At 56.2% G+C, this 21,124-nt stretch carries 21 protein-coding genes; 17 read left to right on the top strand and 4 right to left on the bottom strand.

What is annotated here, in order from left to right; all coding sequences use genetic code 11:
* Window positions 1-71 precede the first annotated feature (71 nt).
* Both A936_RS18580 and A936_RS18575 read left to right on the top strand, forming a co-directional pair.
* Window positions 72-1,262 carry a cytochrome c biogenesis protein DipZ gene (locus A936_RS18580; RefSeq protein WP_008460490.1) on the top strand — a complete coding sequence of 397 codons (1,191 nt, stop codon included), beginning with the start codon at window positions 72-74 and terminating at the stop codon, window positions 1,260-1,262.
* Window positions 1,263-1,394: 132 nt separating this feature from the next.
* Window positions 1,395-3,413 carry an NADPH-dependent 2,4-dienoyl-CoA reductase gene (locus tag A936_RS18575; RefSeq protein WP_008460489.1) on the top strand — a complete coding sequence of 673 codons (2,019 nt, stop codon included), beginning with the start codon at window positions 1,395-1,397 and terminating at the stop codon, window positions 3,411-3,413.
* Here the strand turns inward: A936_RS18575 and rlmG are convergent.
* Window positions 3,410-4,546 carry a 23S rRNA (guanine(1835)-N(2))-methyltransferase RlmG gene (rlmG, locus tag A936_RS18570; RefSeq protein ID WP_008460487.1) on the bottom strand — a complete coding sequence of 379 codons (1,137 nt, stop codon included), beginning with the start codon at window positions 4,544-4,546 and terminating at the stop codon, window positions 3,410-3,412. The genes A936_RS18575 and rlmG overlap by 4 nt on opposite strands.
* Window positions 4,547-4,630: 84 nt before the next feature.
* Here rlmG and A936_RS18565 point away from each other — a divergent pair, with 84 nt between their 5' ends.
* The 4 genes from A936_RS18565 to sstT all read left to right on the top strand — a co-directional run bounded on the left by A936_RS18565 (window position 4,631) and on the right by sstT (window position 8,901).
* Entirely contained in the window at window positions 4,631-5,131 is a 501-nt protein-coding gene (locus A936_RS18565; protein ID WP_008460485.1) for a M48 metallopeptidase family protein, read from the top strand.
* Window positions 5,132-5,179: 48 nt separating this feature from the next.
* Window positions 5,180-6,178, top strand: a complete 999-nt coding sequence (locus A936_RS18560) for a Gfo/Idh/MocA family protein (RefSeq protein ID WP_008460483.1) — start codon at window positions 5,180-5,182, stop codon at window positions 6,176-6,178.
* 243 nt (window positions 6,179-6,421) lie between these two features.
* The gene (locus A936_RS18555) at window positions 6,422-7,390 is read left to right on the top strand and encodes a TerC family protein (protein WP_008460480.1); all 969 of its coding nucleotides are present in this window, start codon (window positions 6,422-6,424) and stop codon (window positions 7,388-7,390) included.
* A 266-nt stretch (window positions 7,391-7,656) separates the two neighbouring features.
* Window positions 7,657-8,901 carry a serine/threonine transporter SstT gene (gene sstT / locus A936_RS18550; RefSeq protein ID WP_008460478.1) on the top strand — a complete coding sequence of 415 codons (1,245 nt, stop codon included), beginning with the start codon at window positions 7,657-7,659 and terminating at the stop codon, window positions 8,899-8,901.
* A gap of 153 nt (window positions 8,902-9,054) precedes the next feature.
* On the opposite strand, the gene A936_RS18545 is transcribed toward sstT, so the two are convergent.
* Both A936_RS18545 and uxaC read right to left on the bottom strand, forming a co-directional pair.
* The gene (locus A936_RS18545; RefSeq protein WP_008460477.1) at window positions 9,055-10,542 is read right to left on the bottom strand and encodes a UxaA family hydrolase; all 1,488 of its coding nucleotides are present in this window, start codon (window positions 10,540-10,542) and stop codon (window positions 9,055-9,057) included.
* 7 nt (window positions 10,543-10,549) lie between these two features.
* Window positions 10,550-11,962, bottom strand: coding sequence for a glucuronate isomerase (uxaC, locus tag A936_RS18540; protein WP_008460476.1), 1,413 nt, complete (start codon window positions 11,960-11,962; stop codon window positions 10,550-10,552).
* A 375-nt stretch (window positions 11,963-12,337) separates the two neighbouring features.
* Between uxaC and A936_RS18535 the strand changes: the two genes are divergently transcribed.
* The 11 genes from A936_RS18535 (at window position 12,338) to A936_RS18485 (ending at window position 19,662) form a co-directional block, all read left to right on the top strand.
* Window positions 12,338-13,639, top strand: a complete 1,302-nt coding sequence (locus A936_RS18535; protein ID WP_008460473.1) for an MFS transporter — start codon at window positions 12,338-12,340, stop codon at window positions 13,637-13,639.
* Between the two features lie 110 nt (window positions 13,640-13,749).
* Window positions 13,750-14,526, top strand: coding sequence for a transcriptional regulator ExuR (exuR, locus tag A936_RS18530; RefSeq protein WP_008460470.1), 777 nt, complete (start codon window positions 13,750-13,752; stop codon window positions 14,524-14,526).
* A 319-nt stretch (window positions 14,527-14,845) separates the two neighbouring features.
* Window positions 14,846-15,508: a DedA family general envelope maintenance protein YqjA gene (yqjA, locus tag A936_RS18525; protein ID WP_008460467.1), complete on the top strand. Its 663-nt coding sequence runs from the start codon at window positions 14,846-14,848 to the stop codon at window positions 15,506-15,508.
* A 9-nt stretch (window positions 15,509-15,517) separates the two neighbouring features.
* Complete coding sequence (gene mzrA, locus A936_RS18520; RefSeq protein WP_008460466.1) at window positions 15,518-15,895, top strand: EnvZ/OmpR regulon moderator MzrA; 378 nt, start codon at window positions 15,518-15,520, stop codon at window positions 15,893-15,895.
* A gap of 173 nt (window positions 15,896-16,068) precedes the next feature.
* Window positions 16,069-16,437, top strand: coding sequence for a DUF1090 domain-containing protein (locus tag A936_RS18515; protein ID WP_008460462.1), 369 nt, complete (start codon window positions 16,069-16,071; stop codon window positions 16,435-16,437).
* 50 nt (window positions 16,438-16,487) lie between these two features.
* A complete protein-coding gene (locus A936_RS18510) occupies window positions 16,488-16,793 on the top strand; it encodes an ElaB/YgaM/YqjD family protein (protein WP_008460461.1) in 306 nt (101 codons plus the stop codon).
* A 1-nt stretch (window position 16,794) separates the two neighbouring features.
* Complete coding sequence (locus tag A936_RS18505; RefSeq protein WP_008460458.1) at window positions 16,795-17,193, top strand: phage holin family protein; 399 nt, start codon at window positions 16,795-16,797, stop codon at window positions 17,191-17,193.
* Window positions 17,190-17,480: a YqjK-like family protein gene (locus tag A936_RS18500; protein WP_008460455.1), complete on the top strand. Its 291-nt coding sequence runs from the start codon at window positions 17,190-17,192 to the stop codon at window positions 17,478-17,480. Before A936_RS18505 ends, A936_RS18500 begins: the two co-directional genes overlap by 4 nt.
* 247 nt (window positions 17,481-17,727) lie before the next feature.
* Window positions 17,728-18,120, top strand: coding sequence for a DoxX family protein (locus tag A936_RS18495; RefSeq protein WP_008460453.1), 393 nt, complete (start codon window positions 17,728-17,730; stop codon window positions 18,118-18,120).
* 73 nt (window positions 18,121-18,193) lie between these two features.
* On the top strand, window positions 18,194-19,186 hold the full coding sequence (locus A936_RS18490) for a glutathione S-transferase family protein (RefSeq protein WP_008460452.1): 993 nt from the start codon (window positions 18,194-18,196) through the stop codon (window positions 19,184-19,186).
* Window positions 19,187-19,290: 104 nt separating this feature from the next.
* Window positions 19,291-19,662 (top strand): DUF805 domain-containing protein, encoded by a 372-nt coding sequence (locus A936_RS18485; protein WP_008460449.1) that lies wholly within the window; start codon window positions 19,291-19,293, stop codon window positions 19,660-19,662.
* A 51-nt stretch (window positions 19,663-19,713) separates the two neighbouring features.
* Here the strand turns inward: A936_RS18485 and mpl are convergent, their stop codons facing one another.
* On the bottom strand, window positions 19,714-21,099 hold the full coding sequence (mpl, locus tag A936_RS18480; protein WP_008460447.1) for a UDP-N-acetylmuramate:L-alanyl-gamma-D-glutamyl-meso-diaminopimelate ligase: 1,386 nt from the start codon (window positions 21,097-21,099) through the stop codon (window positions 19,714-19,716).
* Window positions 21,100-21,124 lie beyond the last annotated feature (25 nt).

The raw sequence follows: 21,124 nt of genomic DNA, 5'->3' as shown, positions 1-21,124 counted from the left end.
TTTCCCACACATCACGAACACATCAGGCGGGTTAAATACCCCGAAATCATCCTGTAACCGTGAGGTGTGTTATGCCCGTTCTGATTGCCTTTCTTGGCGGTATGCTCAGTTTATTAAGCCCCTGTACGCTGCCCGTTATTCCTTTGCTTTTCGCTGCATTTCGCGGCAAAAAAAGCCAAATCATCGCCCTGCTTGCCGGCATGGTGGCCATGTTCACCGCCGTGGCTTTGCTGGTCGGCGCTGCCGGGGAGTGGATCATGCGCGCCACGCTGGCTGGCCGCTGGGTAGCGCTGGGGATGCTGGCGCTTGCCGCGCTCACGCTCATCTTCCCCGCGCTTGCCGAACGGCTGATGCGCCCGGCGGTGCAGGTGGGGAATGCCATCAACAACCAAAGCTCCCGCACTCGCGGCACGCTGTCGGCTTTTCTGGCCGGACTGGCGGTGGGGCTGCTTTGGTCGCCCTGCGCGGGGCCGATTTTGGGGGCCATTCTCGGCCTCGGCTTGTCCGGATCTTCGGCTGTCACCACCGGCCTGCTGCTGGCGGCCTACGGCAGCGGCTGCGCGCTGATGCTAGCGCTGCTGTGGTTCTGCGGTCACCGGCTGCTGGTTCGCCTGCGTGAGAAAATGGCGCTGATGGCGCAGCTGCGTCGAGTGGCTGGCGTGGCTATGCTTGCCACGGTGGCGTTTATCGCCTCAGGCACCACGGCGGTGCTGCAAAACGCCAACGGTTTCGGCGCGAAGCTGGAGCAGCGCCTGCTGGCCTTCTCCCCCACCACCACGCCAGCGCCTAAGCTGCAGCCTATTGTGGATCCCGCGCCCACCAGCGCAATGCCGCCGCTTTCCGGGGGAACCGCATGGATCAATAGCCCGCCGCTGACGCCAGAGGCGCTGAAAGGCAAAGTCGTGCTGATCGATTTTTGGACCTTCGATTGCATTAACTGCCAGCACGCGCTGCCGCACGTCCGGGAATGGGCCAACAAGTATAAAGATCAGGGCCTGGTGGTGATTGGCGTGCATACGCCGGAGTACCCGTGGGAGAAAGATCTGGATTCGGTGAAAAAGGCAGTAGCCAAGTGGCAGCTGCCGTACCCGGTCGTCACCGACAATAACTACCAGATCTGGAATGCCTTCGGAAACCAGTACTGGCCAGCGCATTATTACTTCGACGCTCGCGGACAGCTGCGCAATGTCTCTTTCGGCGAGGGGAATTACGAGCAGCAGGAGCAGGTTATTCAGAATCTGCTGAAGGAGGCTCGCGCCTGATTTTGCTTTCGGGGAGGCGGGAATATGACTCTCATCACATTCGCCGCACTCCCCTTTTCCCTTTTGCCCTGCGACGGCTAAATTAGAACTCATCCGACCACATAACAATAATGTTACAAATTGGGATTTATTATGAGCTACTCGTCGCTGCTTGCCCCGCTGGATCTTGGCTTCACCACTTTGAAAAACCGCGTGCTGATGGGCTCGATGCACACCGGGCTGGAAGAGCTGCCGGACGGCGCTGAGCGCCTTGCCGCTTTCTATGCCGAGCGCGCCCGGCACGGCGTGGCGCTGATTGTCACCGGCGGGATCGCCCCGTCGGCCTCCGGGGTGACCGTTGCCCACGGCGCGGTGCTGAACGACAAAAGCCAGCTGGCGCATCACCAGATTGTGACCGGGGCGGTGCACCGCGAAGGCGGCAAGATTGCCCTGCAGATCCTGCACACCGGGCGCTACAGCTACCAGCCTAAGCTGGTCGCCCCGTCGGCCATTCAGGCGCCGATCAACCCGTTTAAACCCCATGAGCTCAGCCACGAAGAAGTGTTAACGCTGATTGAGGACTTTGCCCACTGCGCCAGCCTGGCGCGTGAAGCCGGGTATGACGGCGTGGAGATCATGGGCTCGGAAGGCTACCTGATTAACCAGTTTTTGGCCGCCCGCACCAACCAGCGCGACGATGAATGGGGCGGAGACTACGAACGCAGAATGCGTTTTGCCGTTGAAGTCGTGCGTACTGTGAGAGAACGCGTTGGCAAAGAATTTATTATTATTTACCGCCTGTCGCTGCTCGACCTCGTCGAAGGCGGCGGCAACTTTGAGCAGGCCGTCACGCTCGCCAAAGCGATAGAAAAAGCGGGTGCGACGCTGATTAATACCGGCATCGGCTGGCACGAAGCCCGTATTCCTACCATCGCGACCTCCGTGCCGCGCGGCGCGTTTAGCTGGGTCACCAAAAAACTGAGAGGCCACGTCGCGCTGCCGCTGGTGACCACCAACCGAATCAACACCCCGGAAACCGCAGAGCAGATCCTGGCCGACGGCGATGCGGATATGGTGTCGATGGCGCGCCCTTTCCTGGCTGACGCCGAGTTTGTTTCTAAGGCCGCTGCGAATCGCGCCGATGAAATCAATACCTGCATCGGCTGCAATCAGGCCTGTCTGGATCAGATCTTCGTGGGTAAAGTCACCTCTTGCCTCGTCAACCCGCGTGCCTGCCATGAAACCAAAATGCCGGTTGTGCCTGTTTCACAACCGAAGCGCCTTGCGGTGGTAGGTGCTGGCCCCGCCGGACTAGCCTTTGCGGTCAACGCCGCCGGGCGCGGCCATAGCGTCACGCTGTTTGACGCTGCGGCGGAGATTGGCGGGCAGTTTAACATCGCCAAACAGATCCCCGGCAAAGAGGAGTTCTTCGAAACGCTACGCTACTACCGCCGAAAGCTGGCCCTCACCGGCGTGGACGTTCGCCTGAATCAGTACGTTACCCCGGAGATGCTGTCCGACTATGACGAAGTTATTCTGGCCTGCGGGATTGAGCCGCGCCTGCCGGAAATTGACGGCATCGGGCATTCGAAGGTGCTGAGCTATGTCGATGTGCTGCGCGACAAAGCCCCTGTGGGCAAACGCGTGGCGGTGATTGGCGCGGGCGGCATCGGGTTTGATACTTCGATGTATCTGAGCCAGGAAGGGGCGTCGACCAGCCAAAGCATCGCCGAGTTCTGCGTAGAATGGGGGATTGATACCAGCCTGCAAACGTCAGGCGGCCTGCGCCCGGAAGGGCCTCATCTGCATAAAAGCCCGCGCAGCATCTTCCTGCTGCAGCGTAAAACCAGCAAACCGGGCGAAGGTCTGGGCAAAACGACGGGCTGGATCCACCGCACTACGCTTGCCGCGCGAGGCGTGAAAATGATGGCTGGCGTGAGCTACGAGCGTATTGACGATGCCGGGCTGCATATCACCGTCGGCGGGGAGCCACAGCTGCTGGAAGTGGATAACGTGATTATTTGTGCCGGGCAGAATCCGCGCCGCGAGCTGGCTGAGCCTTTACAGGCGATGGGTAAAGCCGTGCATTTAATTGGCGGGGCCGATGTGGCAATGGAGCTGGATGCCCGGCGCGCAATTGCGCAGGGCACCCGTTTAGCGCTGGAGATTTAGCGGCGACGACCTAACTTCACCGCTTTCAGCACCACGAACTTGTTGTTCGTTGCCACCGTGGTGCAGTTGCCGAAGATCTTCTTCAGCTTGCGGAAGTAGTCGAGGTGGCGGTTGGCCACAATGTACAGCTCGCCGTTGATTTTCAGGCAGCGGCGAGCGTGGTGGAACATTTCCCACGCGATCTGATCCGTCAGGGCATGCTGCTGGTGGAACGGCGGGTTGCACAGTACGGCGTTAAAGCGGAAAGGCTCCACGCCGGACAGCGCGTTGTTGATCATAAACTCACAGCGGTCGATATCGCCCGGCAGGTTGGTTTCAACGTTCAGGCGCGCGGAAGCCACCGCCATCGGCGATTCATCCACAAACACCACCTGCGCCAGCGGGTTTTTCTCCAGCAGCGTCAGGCCAATCACGCCGTTACCGCAGCCCAGATCGACAATCTCGCCTTCCAGGTCCGACGGCAAACTTTCGAGGAAGAAACGCGCGCCGATATCCAGCCCGGTGCGGGAGAAGACGTTGGCGTGGTTGTGAATCGTCCACTCGGTGCCCTCCAGCTTCCAGCTCAGCGTTTCCGGCACATCTGCCAGCTCTGGTTGGGTGAAGGTCGGGTTAATCAGACGCGCTTTTTTCCACGCCAGCGTGGTCGTGGTTGGCCCTAAAATTTTTTCAAACAGCTCCAGCGTGGAGTTGTGAATGTCCCGCGCTTTCGCACCCGCAATAATGCGGGTTTCCGGCGTCACGACTTTGCGCAGCGCACGCAGCTGCTGCTCAAGCAGGGCCAGCGTCTTAGGAATTTTAATCAGCACCAGCCCCGGCGCCTGCGGGTAAGCCGCGGTGCTGTCGAGGAAGGTGACGCTGTTTTCCGGGATGTCGTTCTCGCGCAGGTTTTCACGCGTGGCAAGCTCGCTTAAGTACGAGTCGCCAATGCTGTAAGGCTTGTGTTCGGCCAGCACGCAGGCCAGCGCGCCGAAGGTATCGTTAAAAACAAGAACGGGGCCGACTGGCTCAAGTTCGTCTACCTGCTGCAACAGGTAGTCATCTGCCGCTTCCCACGCCTGCAGCGGGTTTACGTCGTCCGTTTCCGGAAAACGCTTCAGCGTCAGTGAACGAAAACCGTTGTCTAATTGGCTCATCGGCCCTCCTGGATGGTAAAGTTTGGTGATATCCCCATAGCGGGGGCGAGAGTATACCTTTTTTTCCTTCAACCTGAGACAAGCATGAGCGAACTGATTTATTTAAGCGGCTATCCGGAGCATTTGCTCTCGCAGGTGCGCACCCTGATTAGCGAGCAGCGCCTCGGCGCGGTGCTAGAAAAACGCTACCCGCAGGGGCACAACATCGCGACCGATAAAGCGCTTTATGCTTACACTCAGGAGTTGAAAAGCCAGTTTCTGCGCAATGCGCCCCCGATAAATAAAGTCGCCTATGACAACAAGATCCACGTGCTGAACAACGCGCTGGGGCTGCATACCGCGATTTCCCGCGTGCAGGGCAACAAATTAAAAGCTAAGGCGGAAATTCGCGTGGCGACCGTATTTCGCTCCGCCCCTGAAGCTTTTTTACGCATGATTGTGGTTCACGAACTGGCGCATCTTAAGGAGAAGGATCACAACAAAGCTTTTTACTCCTTGTGCTGTCATATGGAACCGCAGTATCACCAGTTAGAATTCGATACACGACTTTGGCTTACCCAGCTGGCGCTGAGCGGCGCGGCTTGATAAAGCCCCGATTTATTGACTATCGACTTCCGGAGAACGCCCCCGTTTATGATACGTTTCGCTGTGATTGGAACCAACTGGATCACCCGCCAGTTCGTAGATGCCGCCCATGAGAGCGGCAAATATAAGCTGACTGCGGTGTACTCCCGCAGCCTCGAACAGGCGCAAAGCTTCGCCAACGATTACCCGGTGGAGCATCTGTTTACTTCGCTGGATGAGCTGGCGCAGAGCGATGCGATCGACGCGGTGTATATCGCCAGCCCTAACTCGCTGCACGGCCCGCAGAGCCTGCTGTTCCTGAGCCACAAAAAACACGTTATTTGCGAGAAGCCGCTGGCGTCTAATCTGGCCGAAGTTGAAGCGGCCATCGCCTGCGCCCGCGAAAATCAGGTGGTGCTGTTCGAGGCGTTTAAAACCGCCAGCCTGCCGAACTTTATTGCCCTGCAGCAGGCGCTGCCGAAGGTGGGGAAAATTCGCAAGGTGCTGCTCAACTACTGCCAGTACTCTTCCCGCTACCAGCGCTACCTGGACGGTGAAAACCCGAACACCTTTAATCCGGCATTTTCTAACGGCTCGATCATGGACATCGGTTTCTACGTGCTGGCCTCGGCGGCGGCATTGTGGGGCGAGCCGCAAGCCGTTCACGCCACGGCTTCCCTGCTGGACAGCGGCGTAGACGCGCACGGCACCGTGCAGCTGAACTACGGTGATTTTGACGTTACCCTGCTGCATTCCAAAGTGAGCGACTCGACGATCCCAAGCGAAATTCAGGGCGAAGCCGGATCGCTGGTGATCGAAAAAATCTCTGAATGCCAGCGGGTGACGTTTATCCCGCGCGGCGGCAAACCGCAGGATCTGAGCCTCCCGCAGCATATCAACACCATGCTTTACGAAGCGGAGACGTTCGCGCGCCTGGTGGAAGAGAATGAGGTTAATCACGCCGGACTGGTAACATCGCGCATTACGTCGGCACTGGCGACCGAGATTCGCCGCCAGACCGGGGTGAAGTTCCCGGCGGACGACGTGGACCAGCAGGCCACGGCGTAAAGTATTTCATATAAAAGTGGGTATCAAATATTGACCAAAGCCATGGCTTGTCATATTTTGTTACCTGCAAAGGGGAGTAACTTCATTGCCGGTTAATCGTCATTACGATGCGCAAGCATCCGGTTGCCGGGCGACGTGAAAACGTCGTAAGTGAGACCTTGCCGGAAGGCGAGATCCCTGTTGCAAGCGAAAGCGGCTGGCGTCTTCTGATGTTGGCCGTTTTTGTTTTCAAGGAATCTTATTATGCATACTGTCGGTACTCCGCTGCTCTGGGGCAGCTTCGCCGTCGTGGTCGCCATCATGCTGGCGATCGATCTGCTGGTTCAGGGCCGTCGTGGCTCGCACACCATGTCGATGAAACAGGCGGCCGTCTGGTCGCTGGTCTGGGTTTCACTTTCCCTGCTGTTTAACCTCGCTTTCTGGTGGTATCTCAGCGGCACCGCTGGCCGTGAAGTCGCCGATACTCAGGCGCTGGCCTTCCTCACCGGTTATCTGATTGAAAAAGCGCTGGCGGTCGATAACGTCTTCGTCTGGCTGATGCTGTTCAGCTACTTTGCCGTGCCTGCTGCGCTGCAGCGGCGTGTGCTGGTATACGGCGTGCTGGGCGCAATAATCCTCAGGACCATCATGATCTTCGGCGGCAGCTGGCTGATTACCCAGTTCGAATGGCTGCTGTATGTGTTCGGCGCTTTCCTGCTCTTCACCGGTGTGAAAATGGCGCTGGCAAAAGAGGACGATAGCGGCATCGGCGATAAACCGCTGGTTCGCTGGCTGCGCAGTCATCTGCGCATGACGGACAAAATTGAGAACGAGCGCTTCTTCGTGCGCCAGAACGGCCTCCTGTACGCCACCCCTCTGCTGCTGGTGTTGATTCTGGTCGAGCTGAGCGACGTGATTTTCGCGGTAGATAGCATTCCGGCGATTTTCGCGGTCACCACCGACCCGTTTATCGTGCTGACGTCTAACCTGTTCGCGATCCTCGGCCTGCGCGCCATGTACTTCCTGCTGGCGGGCGTGGCAGAACGCTTCTCGATGCTGAAATATGGCCTGTCGGTGATCCTGGTGTTTATCGGTATCAAGATGCTGATCGTTGATTTCTACCATATTCCTGTCGCCATTTCGCTCGGCGTGGTGGGTGGGATTCTGGCGGGAACGCTGATTATCAATGCGTGGGTCAACCACCGTAATGACCAAAAGACGCCGGTCAAATAGACCAGCTTCTCATCACAAATTGAGGGGCGTAATGCCCCTTTTTCATTCTGGCAATCCGCTATCGCATCAAACTGCTGAATATGTGACGCACATGTTAATAATTAGTTGTAAAATCTAACACTGAGCGCAATTCCAGCTTGAAATGCTTTTTCCTTCCACGCTTTTCCTTATACTCACCGGGCAAACACATTTTCTTACAACCGCACAGACGTAGCGCACTACGCACGCGGCACAGCACGACATCACTGAAACACAGGAAGGTATTCATGAGTTCGCAAGCTTCTGGACTACTGCAGCGCTTTGCCCGCGGCAGCCTCGTAAAACAAATTCTCGTTGGCCTGGTGCTGGGTATTCTGCTCGCGCTGGTCTCAAAACCTGCCGCTATCGCAACCGGCCTGCTCGGCACGCTGTTCGTCGGCGCATTGAAAGCCGTGGCGCCGGTGCTGGTGCTCACGCTGGTGATGGCTTCCATCGCGAATCATCAGCAGGGCCAAAAAACCAATATTCGCCCTATCCTGGTGCTCTATTTACTGGGCACCTTCTCCGCCGCGCTGACCGCCGTTGTGGTTAGCTTTATGTTCCCCTCCACGCTCCATCTGACCAGCAGCGCCACGGACATTACGCCGCCGTCCGGGATCGTCGAGGTGGTTCACGGTTTACTGATGAGCGTGATTGCCAACCCTATACACGCCCTGCTGAACGCTAACTACATCGGTATTCTGGTGTGGGCGGTCGGCCTGGGATTTGCGCTGCGCCACGGAAACGAAACGACCAAAAATCTGGTGAACGACCTGTCTGACGCGGTGACGTTTATCGTGAAAGTGGTGATCCGCTTCGCCCCTATTGGGATCTTTGGCCTGGTCGCCTCCACGCTTGCCACCACCGGTTTCTCCACGCTCTGGAGCTATGCCCAGCTACTGCTGGTGCTGCTGGGCTGTATGTTCAGCGTGGCGCTGATCATCAACCCGCTGCTGGTGTTTATGACCACTCGCCGTAACCCGTATCCGCTGGTGCTGGCCTGCCTGCGCGAAAGCGGGGTGACCGCGTTCTTTACCCGCAGCTCGGCGGCGAATATTCCGGTTAACATGAACATGTGCCAGAAGATGAACCTGGATCGCGATACTTATTCGGTGTCGATTCCGCTGGGGGCAACGATCAATATGGCCGGGGCGGCCATCACGATTACGGTACTGACGCTGGCGGCAGTGCATACGCTGGGCGTGCCTGTGGATCTACCTACCGCGCTGCTGCTGAGCGTGGTGGCTTCACTTTGCGCCTGCGGGGCTTCCGGCGTGGCGGGCGGTTCGCTGCTGCTGATCCCACTGGCCTGCGGCATGTTTGGCATACCGAACGAGATTGCCATGCAGGTGGTGGCGGTCGGCTTTATCATCGGCGTATTGCAGGATTCCTGCGAAACCGCGTTGAACTCTTCTACCGACGTTATCTTTACTGCCGCCGTTTGCCAGGCAGAAGATGCTCGTCTGGCGAAGGCCGATTTGTTACGCGGCTAATATCAACGAGCCACGCTGGGTGTTCGGCACTGACTTAAACCGCAGCATCGTTTCTGGTTTTTACCCTCACCCTAACCCTCTCCCTAAAAGGGAGAGGGGATCAACCTTGTATCCCGCAGCTTGTTTTCTCCCTCACCGCTGGGGAGATGACATTCATAGCGTGACGCCGCTTTTAAACAGCGCCAGCTCGCGAAAATCATTTTTCTCGTTGCAGGTTGGCGCGCCGTTCACTTTCTCAACTATCGCCTCAATAAACTGCGCCAGCAGCTCGGGCATCGTGCTGCCATGCAGCAGCCTGCCTGCGTCAAAGTCTATCCAGTGCGGTTTTTTCTCGGCCAGTTCGCTGTTAGTGGCGATTTTTAGCGTCGGCACAAAGCCGCCGTAGGGCGTCCCTCGCCCGGTGCTGAACAGCACCATATGGCAGCCAGCTCCCGCCAGCGCGCTGGTGGCGACCGCGTCGTTACCCGGCGCACTCAGCAAGTTTAAGCCAGCCTGTTTTAGCCTTTCTCCATAGCGAAGAACATCGACCACCTGGCTTTCACCGGCTTTTTGCGTACAGCCGAGGGATTTCTCCTCAAGCGTGGTGATCCCGCCCGCTTTATTCCCCGGCGACGGATTCTCGTAGATGGGCTGCTGGTGTTCGATGAAGTAGCGTTTGAAGTCGTTGACCATCGCCACGGTTTTCTCAAACGTGGCTTCGTCCCGGCAATGGCTCATCAACAGCCGTTCCGCGCCGAACATTTCCGGCACTTCCGTCAGTACCGTGGTGCCGCCGTTCGCCACCATATAGTCCGAGAACCGACCCAGCATCGGGTTGGCGGTAATGCCGGAGAGGCCGTCCGAACCGCCGCATTCCAGCCCGAATTTCAGCTCGCTCAGTTTACCCGGTTCGCGCCTGTCGTAGCGCATGACATCATACAAAGCGTGGAGATGCTCCAGCCCCGCTTCAACCTCATCGTCCTGCTGCTGAAGCGCCATGAAATGAACGCGTTCTGGGTCGTATTCACCTAAGGTTTCGCGGAAAGCAGCGATCTGATTGTTCTCGCAGCCCAGCCCCACCACCAGCACCGCGCCCGCGTTTGGGTGATGCACCATGTTTTGCAGCATGGTGCGGGTGTTGAGATGGTCGTCCCCCAGTTGGGAGCAGCCAAACTGATGGCTGAACAGCCAGGCACCGTCGATATCCGGGGCGTTATTGGTTTCCTGCAGGAAACGGCTCAGCATCTGGCGAGCCATGCCGTTCACGCAGCCAACAGTCGGCAGGATCCATAGCTCGTTACGAACGCCGACCGCGCCGTTGCTGCGGCGATAGATGTTGACGTTCCGGTCGCCAAAAGGCTCCGCCGCTGGCACAACTTCCGGTTGATAGCGGTATTCATCGACGTCATTAAGGTTGGTGCGCAGGTTATGGGAATGCAGATGTTCACCTGCGGCGACATGGCAAAGTGCGTGACCAATAGGCAAGCCGTACTTCACGACGTTTGCCCCTTCGGCAATTGGCTGGAGCGCAAACTTATGGCCGCGCGCGATCGGCTGGCGCAGCCTGAAAGCTTCCGGCGGAGTACCTATCTCTTCGCCTTCCGGCAGGTCCACCAACGCGACAGCAACGTTATCCAGCGCATGGATCCTGATATATCGCATCGCGGCCTCAGTTCAGCTCAATGGCAAAGTAGTCGCGGGCGTTGTTGAAACAGATGTTTTTCACCATCTCCCCCAGCAGCGGCATATCTTCAGGCACTTCCCCCGCCTGGACCCAGTGGCCAAGCATGCGGCACAGAATACGGCGGAAGTATTCGTGGCGCGTGTAGGAGAGGAAACTGCGGCTGTCGGTTAGCATACCAACGAAGCGGCTCAGCAGCCCAAGCTGGGCAAGCTGGGTCATCTGCCGCTCCATGCCGTCTTTCTGATCGTTAAACCACCAGCCGGAGCCGAACTGCATTTTGCCAGGCATCCCTTCTCCCTGGAAGTTACCGACCATCGTGCCAATCACCTCGTTATCCCGAGGATTGAGGCAGTAGAGAATAGTTTTCGGCAGCAGGTTTTCTTCATTTTGCTTACTTAACAGTTTCGACAGCGGCTCGGCCAGCGGGCGATCGTTTATCGAATCAAAGCCTACATCCGGCCCCAGCAGGCGGAACTGCCGCTGGTTATTGTTGCGCAGCGCGCCGATATGGTACTGCTGCACCCAGCCGCGACGGGCGTATTCCGTGCCAAGCCAGGCCAGCACCGCCGTTTTAAATTGCGCGACTTCGGTGTCGTTAACCGCGCCGCCAGCCAGACGACGGGCAAGAATAGCATCCAGCGTGGCTTCATCCGCTTCGGCAAAGACCACCACGTCCAGCGCGTGATCGGCCACCTTACAGCCGTGGGCAGCAAAATGATCGAGTCTTTTGCTCAGCGCCGCCTGGAGGTCGCTAAAGCGACGAATATCGGTGTCGGACACGGCGGCCAGCGTCGAAATGTAGTCGGTAAACGTCGCCTGTTCGATATTAAAGGCTTTGTCCGGCCGCCAGCTCGGCAGCACTTTGATGTCGAAGCTGCCATCTTTGGCCACGGTGGCGTGGTGCGCCAGAGAATCCACCGGATCGTCAGTGGTGCCGACCATTTTCACGTTCATCTGCTGCATGATGCCTCTGGCGGTGAACGAATCCTGCTCCAGCAAGGCGTTACACTGCTGCCAGATGTCTTCCGCCGTTGCCAGCGAGAGCAGTTTGCCGGTAATACCAAACGGGCGGCGCAGCTCCAGGTGCGTCCAGTGATAGAGCGGATTGCCGAGGGTATGCGGCACGGTGGCAGCCCAGGCATCAAACTTTTCGCGGTCGCTGGCATCGCCTGTACACAGCCGCTCAGCCACGCCGTTAGTTCGCATTGCTCGCCACTTGTAGTGATCCCCTTTCAGCCAGATGTCATACAGGTTTTTAAAGCGATAGTTGTCCGCTATTTGCTGCGGCGGCAGGTGGCAGTGGTAATCAAAAATGGGCTGCGATTTCGCGTAGTCATGGTACAAGCGGCGGGCGAATTCAGTATCAAGAAGAAAGTCTTCAGTCATAAAGGGGGTCATAAGAGATATCCTCTGCAGATAACGGTGCTATGCATTCGCATCATGATGGCACGAAGTTATCACACCAATTTCCCTGCAACGACCTCAATTTTGCGTCAATGGTCACAAAACAAACACATAATTTCCGTCTTTATGTGCATAAAACGGACTAAATCCCGCGCCGATACTGACCTGAGAGCAAGGTATAGCCCAACATTACGCGAAAATGCTTTTGTGATATCACTCAACTTATAAAGATGTATGACAAGTTATCGTTCAAACCGTCGCAGTACCTCTTGCCGGGCAACGCTTGCCCCGGCCCATGGGTGACAAGAGCAGGAACGGAGCCGATTTATCGGGAACAACGTTCACAATAAAGACGGGATGGGGTTAGAAATGCGAAAAATAAAAGGTTTACGCTGGTACATGATAGCGCTGGTGACGCTGGGCACCGTGCTGGGCTATCTGACCCGCAACACGGTGGCCGTCGCGGCACCCACGCTGATGAGCGAACTGAATATCACCACGCAGCAATACTCGTGGATCATCGCCGCCTATTCGGCTTGTTATACCGTTATGCAGCCTGTCGCGGGCTATCTGCTCGACGTGCTGGGCACCAAAGTGGGCTACGCGGTGTTCGCCGTCGCCTGGGCTATTTTCTGTGGAGCAACCGCGCTGGCGGGGAGTTGGGGCGGTCTCGCACTTGCCCGTGGCGCAGTCGGTGCCGCCGAAGCGGCGATGATCCCCGCAGGATTAAAGGCCAGCAGCGAGTGGTTCCCCGCCAAAGAACGCTCTATTGCGGTGGGCTACTTCAACGTCGGCTCTTCCATTGGGGCAATGATTGCCCCGCCGCTGGTGGTCTGGGCCATTGTGATGCACAGCTGGCAGATGGCGTTCATGATAACCGGCGCACTGAGCTTTATCTGGGCCATGATCTGGCTGTGGTTCTACAAAAACCCCCGCGACCAGAAAAAACTCACCAGCGAAGAGCGTGAGTACATCATTAGCGGCCAGGAAGCCCAGCACCAGACCGATAACACGAAAAAGATGTCGGCGTGGAAAATCCTGCGTAACCGCCAGTTCTGGGGCATCGCCCTGCCACGCTTCCTGGCCGAACCCGCGTGGGGCACATTCAATGCCTGGATCCCGCTGTTCATGTTTAAGGCCTACGGCTTCAACCTGAAAGAAATCGCGATGTTCGCGTGGATGCCCATGCTGTTTGCCGACTTTGGCTGCATTCTTGGGGGCTATTTACCGCCGCTGTTCCAGCGTTGGTTTGGCGTTAACCTGATTGTTTCTCGCAAGCTGGTGGTCACTATGGGGGCCATCCTGATGATTGGGCCTGGCACGATAGGCCTGTTTACCAGCCCTTACGTGGCGATTGCCTTGCTCTGCGTGGGTGGATTTGCTCATCAGGCGCTGTCCGGGGCGTTAATCACCCTGTCGTCCGACGTTTTTGGCCGGAACGAAGTCGCCACGGCGAACGGCCTGACGGGCATGGCAGCCTGGACCGCCAGCACCTTGTTTGCCCTGGTCGTCGGCGCGCTGGCCGACACAATGGGATTCAGTCCGCTTTTCGCGGCGCTTGCCGTGTTCGATCTCCTCGGCGCGATTGTTATCTGGACGGTGCTGAAAAACCAGTCTGCCAGCGAACTCGCAGCCACTGCTCCCACCCCGGAGGCCGTGACACAGTCTTGATGTAAAAACCGCCGCCTTCGGGCGGCAATTCTCACGTTGGTTGCTAGAGCGTCACCGGGAAAAGTGGTATAACAAATTTATTCACGTATAGCCCTCTTCCGGAGCAACTTATGGATGCCGTAGAACCCCGCCGCCTTTATCAGCAGCTTGCCGCCGAATTAAAACAACGCATTGAAACCGGTGTTTATCAGGTCGGGGAAAAACTGCCTGCGGAGCGGTTTATCGCCGAAGAGAAAAACGTCAGCCGCACCGTCGTCCGCGAAGCAATCATCATGCTGGAAGTGGAAGGCTACGTTGAGGTTCGCAAGGGCTCGGGCATTCACGTCATGTCTAACCAGGCAAAATACATGGCCGTGCCGGATGAGCGTTTTGAGTTTGCCAATTATGGCCCTTTCGAGCTGCTGCAGGCGAGGCAGCTTATTGAAAGTAATATCGCGGAGTTCGCCGCCACCCAGGTCACCAAGCAAGATATTGTGAAACTGATGGAGATCCAGGAAAAAGCGCGGAAAGAGCAAACTTACCGTGATTCTGAGTGGGATCTGCAGTTTCACGTCCAGGTTGCACTGGCTACGCAAAACGGCGCGCTGGCGACCATCGTCGAAAAAATGTGGAGTCACCGCATCCACAACCCCTACTGGAAGAAACTGCACGAACACATCGATATGCGCCCGGTAGACAACTGGTGTGATGATCACGATCAGATTCTTAAAGCTCTGATTCGTAAAGATCCACATGCGGCAAAACTGGCGATGTGGCAGCATCTGGAAAACACCCGTCAAATGCTGTTTAACGCCACCAGCGATGATTTTGAATTCAATGCCGACCGCTATTTCTTTGCAGAAAACCCGGTCATTCACCTTGATACAGCCGCAAACGGTCAAAAATAGTCATTTTTCCGGTCGAGGGTAAGCAAACCATAAATAGTGTCAGCGTTTGTAAATACCCTCGCCAGCCTCTCCCCCAGTAAGCAAAATCATTCCTCAACAAACTGCAAATACTGTGACGTATAACGCGTAGTTTTGTTACAATTAGATGCAATTTCACCGCCTGTGTGGGCTCAGCGCCATCCCGCTGTCGTTTCACGTGGTATTAGTCCGACACCGCAGCACAGGCAGTGGGTTGTTGTCAGCAAATAAGAATAAAAACCATGCTGCATTCTGCTCATCCGTTTCACCGGCGGCCTAAACGAAGTGCCAGGAACCCTGAATGGAACTACTGACTCAACTGCTTTCCGCTCTCTGGAGCCAGGATTTTGAAACGCTTGCCAATCCATCGATGATTGGCATGCTCTATTTTGTGCTGTTCATGATTATATTTCTTGAGAACGGCATACTTCCGGCTGCGTTCTTACCCGGCGACAGCCTGCTGGTACTGGTCGGGGTACTGATCGCTAAAGGGGCGATGGGTTTCCCGGAAACGCTGGCGCTGTTGACCATAGCCGCGAGCCTCGGCAGCTGGCTGGGCTATATCCAGGGGCGCTGGTTGGGAAATACCCGTATTGTACAAAACTGGCTGTCGCACCTGCCGGCCCATTATCACCAGCGCTCACATCAGCTTTTCCATAAGCACGGGCTGTCTGCGCTGCTCATTGGCCGCTTTATTGCTTTTGTTCGTACCCTGCTGCCAACTATTGCCGGATTATCAGGTCTTAGTAGCGCACGTTTTCAGTTCTTCAACTGGATGAGCGGCCTGCTGTGGATATTGATTCTGACCACCCTGGGTTATCTGCTGGGCAAAACGCCTGTCTTCCTGAAGTACGAAGACGCCCTGATGTCATGCCTGATGCTGATCCCGGTGGTGCTTCTGGTCATCGGTCTGGTCGGTTCGTTAATCGTGCTTTGGCGTAAAAAACGCGGCCAGAGCAGTTAGAGGGATTCGATGAAATTAGCGTTCACACGCCGCCTGAAGGCGGCGCTGCTTGTTGGGGCCCTGGCGATTGCATCGCTGATGGTGTGGTCCGGCATGCAGAATAAGGATTCCACCCTCGAAATTCGTGCCTCGCGGCAGGGCGGGAGTATTCCCGACGGCTTTTATGTCTGGCACCACCTGGATGCCAACGGTATCCGCTTTAAAAGCATTACGCCGCTCAATAACACGCTATTGGTCACGTTTGATTCCAGCGCGCAGAGTGAGGCGGCAAAAGAAGTCCTCAACCGCACGCTGCCTCAGGGGTATGTCATTGCCCAGCAGGACGCCGATAAAGACGCGCTAGCCTGGCTCTCTATTCTGCGCCCTGACCACAACCACCTCGGCTGACCCCTTCTTTCAGTCTGAATTTGCTATCATCTTCTAGGTTTTTAGCAGATTCATGACTATGCTTTAGCTGTTTTTACTACGCTTTATCTGCGCTTTTTCGACACTCTGGAACGACGCATGGAGTATGATCGTCTGATACTTTTATGATTCGTCTTACAATGGAAGGTTTAACCATGAATTACCGCACCGTACTGGCTCTTGCTTTACTCACGCTAACCTCTGCCGCACAGGCAAATACCTTGTGCAACGAGAAAGAGCAGGATATTCAACGCGAGATTGGCTATGCGGAAAAACATAATAATCAGCACCGTATTGATGGCCTGAAAAAGGCCCTGAGTGAAGTACGCACCAACTGCAGCGACACTAGCCTGCGTGCGGAGCACCAAAAGAAGATAGCCAAGCAAAAAGCGGAAATCGAAGAGCGTAAAGCCGATCTCATCGAAGCCCGTCAGAAGGGTGACCCGGACAAAATCACCAAACGCGAGAAGAAACTTGCGGAAGCAGAAGATAGCCTCAAAGCTTTAGAGAAGCGTGATTACTGATTGTGTAGTCGCAGACTTTAAGGATCCATCTCAAACACTCGGAGAGAACTATGTCAAAAGATACTACGTCAGAACATTTACGCGCTGAGTTGAAATCCCTGGCAGATACGCTTGAAGAAGTCCTGAGTGCGTCCACGGACAAGTCAAAAACTGAACTGGACAAACTGCGTGCCAAAGCGGAAAAAACGCTAAAAGAGAGCCGGGATCGCCTGGGTGAAACCAGCGAAGCCATCGCCAAACAGACCCGTGAAGCGGCTGCCAAAGCGGATGATTATGTTCGCGAGAACCCTTGGACCGGTGTAGGCATTGGTGCGGCGGTAGGCGTCGTGCTGGGTGTGCTGCTGGCACGTCGCTAAGATGGCGGATTCTCACCAAAGCCAGGGGCCGGGCAAAAGCGTACTCGGCGTTGGCCAGCGGCTGGTGACGATTCTGGTCGGCATGGTCGAAACGCGCGTGCGTCTTGCCGTCGTCGAACTGGAAGAGGAAAAAGCGCACATCGTTCAGCTGCTGCTGATGCTGGGGCTGACCATGCTGTTCGCTGCCTTTGGCTTAATGAGCCTGATGGTGCTGATTATCTGGGCCGTTGATCCGCAGTATCGTCTTAACGCCATGATTGCTACCACCGTCGTCCTGCTGTCGCTGGCATTGATCGGCGGTATCTGGACGCTGCGGAAGTCCCGTCAATCAACCCTGCTGCGCCACACCCGGCGCGAGCTGGAAAACGACAGGGCTCTGCTGGAAGAGGATAAGCGATGAGCGATGCCGAACGTGATAAACGTAAAGCCTATCTGCTCAGCCAGGTTCAGCAGCAGCGGCTCGATCTCAGCGCCGCAAAACGCGACTGGCTGCAGGTCACCAGCCCCTACGATCGCGGCTGGAACACCTTAGTCAGCCTGCGTAGCTACGCGATGATCGCCAGCAGCGTGTTGGCAATCTGGACGGTGAAGCATCCAGGTAAGTTCATGCGCTGGGCCAAACGAGGATTTGGCGCCTGGAGCACCTGGCGGCTGATTCGTAACACGCTTAACACGCCTTCGCGCTAAACTTAAACACCGCCTCTGGCGGTGTTTTTATTTCTGCCCCTTCTCTTCCATACCTCGTATTTTTACTTTCCTGACTTAGTTTCCTCAGGATATTTGAAGAACTTAGACAGTTTTCCTTGCTAACAATCTTTTTTCACCCCGTCTATTATCCTCCCCATCGACAGCAAACATCGGTAATCACTGGAGTTTGCACACCTTTTAAGCCCTGGCCGAGAACGCCGGAAAAAAAGAACCGCTGGAGAGAAAAATGAAAAAATTAGAAGATTTTGGCGTACTGGTTGCTCGTATTCTGATGCCAATCCTGTTTATTACCGCTGGCTGGGGCAAAATCACCGGTTATGCAGGCACACAGCAGTACATGGAAGCCATGGGCGTGCCGGGTGCGCTGCTGCCGCTGACCATTCTGCTTGAGTTCGGCGGCGGTCTGGCTATTCTGTTCGGCTTCCTGACCCGTACAACCGCGCTGATCACTGCGCTGTTTACCGTGCTGACCGCGTTCCTGTTCCACAGCAACTTTGCTGAAGGCGTGAACTCTATTATGTTCATGAAAAACTTCACCATCGCAGGTGGCTACCTGTTGCTGGCGGTCTTCGGCCCAGGCGCAATCAGCCTTGACCGCGTCCTGAATAAAAAATGGTAAGCGTTCTATACTGATGAACACCGAGAAAGCGAAGACACCGTCTTCGCTTTTTTGCTATTGAGGAGGAGAAAAAATGGGACAACTCATCGACGGCGTCTGGCATGACGTCTGGTACGACACCAAATCGACCGGCGGCCGCTTTAAACGCTCTGAATCCGCCTTCCGCAACTGGCTGACTGCCGACGGTGCAGCAGGCCCCTCCGGCAAAGCGGGATTCGCCGCAGAGAAAGATCGCTATCATCTCTATGTGTCTCTTGCCTGCCCCTGGGCGCACCGGCCGCTTATCGTGCGTAAGCTAAAAGGCCTCGAGCCCTTTATTTCCGTTTCCGTCGTTAACCCGTTGATGCTGCAAAACGGCTGGACGTTCGCGGAAAATTTCCCGGAGGCAACCGGCGACACGCTTTACCACCATGAGTTCCTCTACCAGCTTTATCTGCAGGCCGATCCTCATTACACGGGCCGCGTGACGGTGCCCGTACTTTGGGATAAGAAAAACCAGACGATCGTCAGCAACGAGTCCGCAGAAATCATTCGGATGTTTAATACGGCTTTTGATGCCCTGGGTGCGCGTCCCGGCAACTATTACCCCGACGAGCTAAAAGGCGAGATTGATGAGCTGAACGGCTGGATTTATGACACGGTGAATAACGGCGTATACAAAGCGGGCTTTGCCACTTCTCAGGAAGCCTACGATGAAGCCGTTGAAAAAGTCTTTATCTCCCTGGCGCGTCTGGAGCAAATTCTTGGTCAGCATCGCTACTTAACCGGCCCGCAGCTAACCGAGGCAGACATTCGCCTGTGGACGACCCTTGTCCGTTTTGACCCGGTGTATGTCACCCACTTCAAGTGCGATAGATACCGCATCAGCGACTACCCAAATCTTTACGGCTTCCTGCGCGATATCTATCAGTTACCCGGCGTCCGTGAAACGGTAAGTTTCCCGCATATCCGTACCCACTATTATTGCAGCCATAAAACTATCAACCCAACCGGCGTCATTTCCATCGGCCCTGCACAAGATTTAGACGAGCCGCACGGGCGAGATGAGCGGTTTAGGAAGAGTTAAGAATATTCAGCACAACAACGATTTACGGCCTGTGCATTCACGACTATTCTTGAATCGATCGCTTCCCGTTCAGGTGATTGTCGGATAATCAAGGCAGGCCTTAGATGGATTGGTATTTCAAAGCATTAAGAAATTACATTGGGTTTGGCGGGCGGGCTCGCCGCAAAGAGTATTGGATGTTTCATCTGGTGAACTTCATCCTGGCGGGCGTGCTGAGCGTGCTGGATAAAATGCTTGGGCTGCACATCGCCAAGGATGAAGGAGCGCTCACCACGATTTATACCGTTCTGGTTTTGCTGCCGCTTTGGGCAGTCCAGTTTCGCCGCCTGCACGACACCGACCGCTCAGCCTGGTGGCTGCTGCTGCTGTTAATCCCGATTGTCGGCTGGTTGATTATTCTGGCATTCAACTGCCAGGATGGCACGCCGGGAACTAACCGCTTTGGGCCAGATTCTAAGGCCCCTGAACTCTACTAAACAAAAAGGGCGTCCCGTAAGGCACGCCCTTTTTCTCATCATGCTCTGCGCTTAAAACGCCTGCTCACTCTGCTGTTCAGCTTTCTTCGCCAGACCATCCAGCAGTTTCTGATGAATACCGCCGAAGCCGCCGTTGCTCATGACCAGAATATGGTCGCCAGGCTGGGCCGTTTTCACTACCATCTCCGCGAGCGTGTCCACGTCTGCGCTCCAGTGCGCTGGCTGCACGCACGCTTCCGCCACTTCAGCAACCTGCCACGGAATGTGCTGCGGCTGAAGCAGGAACACTTCGTCCGCGCGCCCCAGCGAAGGAGCCAGATCGTCTTTGCAGACGCCCATTTTCATGGTGTTAGAACGAGGTTCCAGCACGGCCAGAATGCGAGCGGTGCCGCCCACTTTCCCGCGCAGGGCAGCAAGCGTAGCCAGAATCGCCGTAGGGTGATGTGCAAAATCGTCATAAACGGTGACGCCATGCGCTTCGCCGCGCAGTTCAAGGCGGCGACGAGCGTTCACAAAACTACCCAGCGCCTGGGCTGCGTCAGCTGGGGTAACGCCAACATGGCGGGCAGCGGCAATAGCCATCAGGCCGTTATGCATGTTGTGTTCGCCGACCAGCTGCCAGTTCACGGTGCCAACGCATTCGCCATCCAGGTAAACTTCCCACTGAGAAGCATCGGTCGTCAGCTTCTTCGCCTGCCAGTGGCCCTGATCGCCCACCAACTCCTGCTCACTCCAGCAGCCCATCGCCAGGGTTTGCTTCAGATTGGCGTCGTTTTCCGGCCAGATAATTTTGCCCTGCCCAGGGACGATGCGCACCAGGTGATGGAACTGCTTCTGGATCGCTTTCAGATCGTCAAAGATATCCGCGTGATCGAACTCAAGGTTATTGAGGATCAGCGTCCGCGGGCAGTAATGGACAAATTTGGAGCGTTTGTCGAAGAACGCGCAGTCATATTCATCGGCTTCAATAACGAAGAAGGGGCTATCGCCCAGACGCGCAGAGACGTCAAAGTTACCCGGTACGCCGCCGATAACAAAGCCAGGCTTGTAGCCGCAGGCTTCAAGGATCCAGGTCGCCATACCGGCGGTGGTGGTTTTCCCGTGCGTCCCCGCCACCGCAATCACCCAGCGGTCACGCAGCACAAAATCATGCAGCCACTGCGGGCCGGACATATACGGAATGCCCTGCTCAAGAACGGCTTCCACGCACGGATTACCGCGCGTCATCGCGTTGCCGATGATCACCAGGTCCGGGTGCGGGTCGAGCTGGCTTGCGTCATAACCTTCGATTAACGAGATCCCCTGCTCTTCGAGCAGCGTACTCATCGGTGGGTAAACATTGGCGTCCGAGCCCGTCACTTCATGCCCTAAAGAGCGTGCCAGCATCGCCAGGCCGCCCATAAAGGTGCCACAGATCCCTAGAATATGAATGCGCATACGAAACTATCCTTTCTTTGTTTGG

It is taken from the genome of Enterobacter sp. Ag1 (genome assembly GCA_000277545.1).
GTDB lineage: Bacteria > Pseudomonadota > Gammaproteobacteria > Enterobacterales > Enterobacteriaceae > Cedecea.
This window is presented reverse-complemented; position numbering and strand designations above follow the sequence as displayed.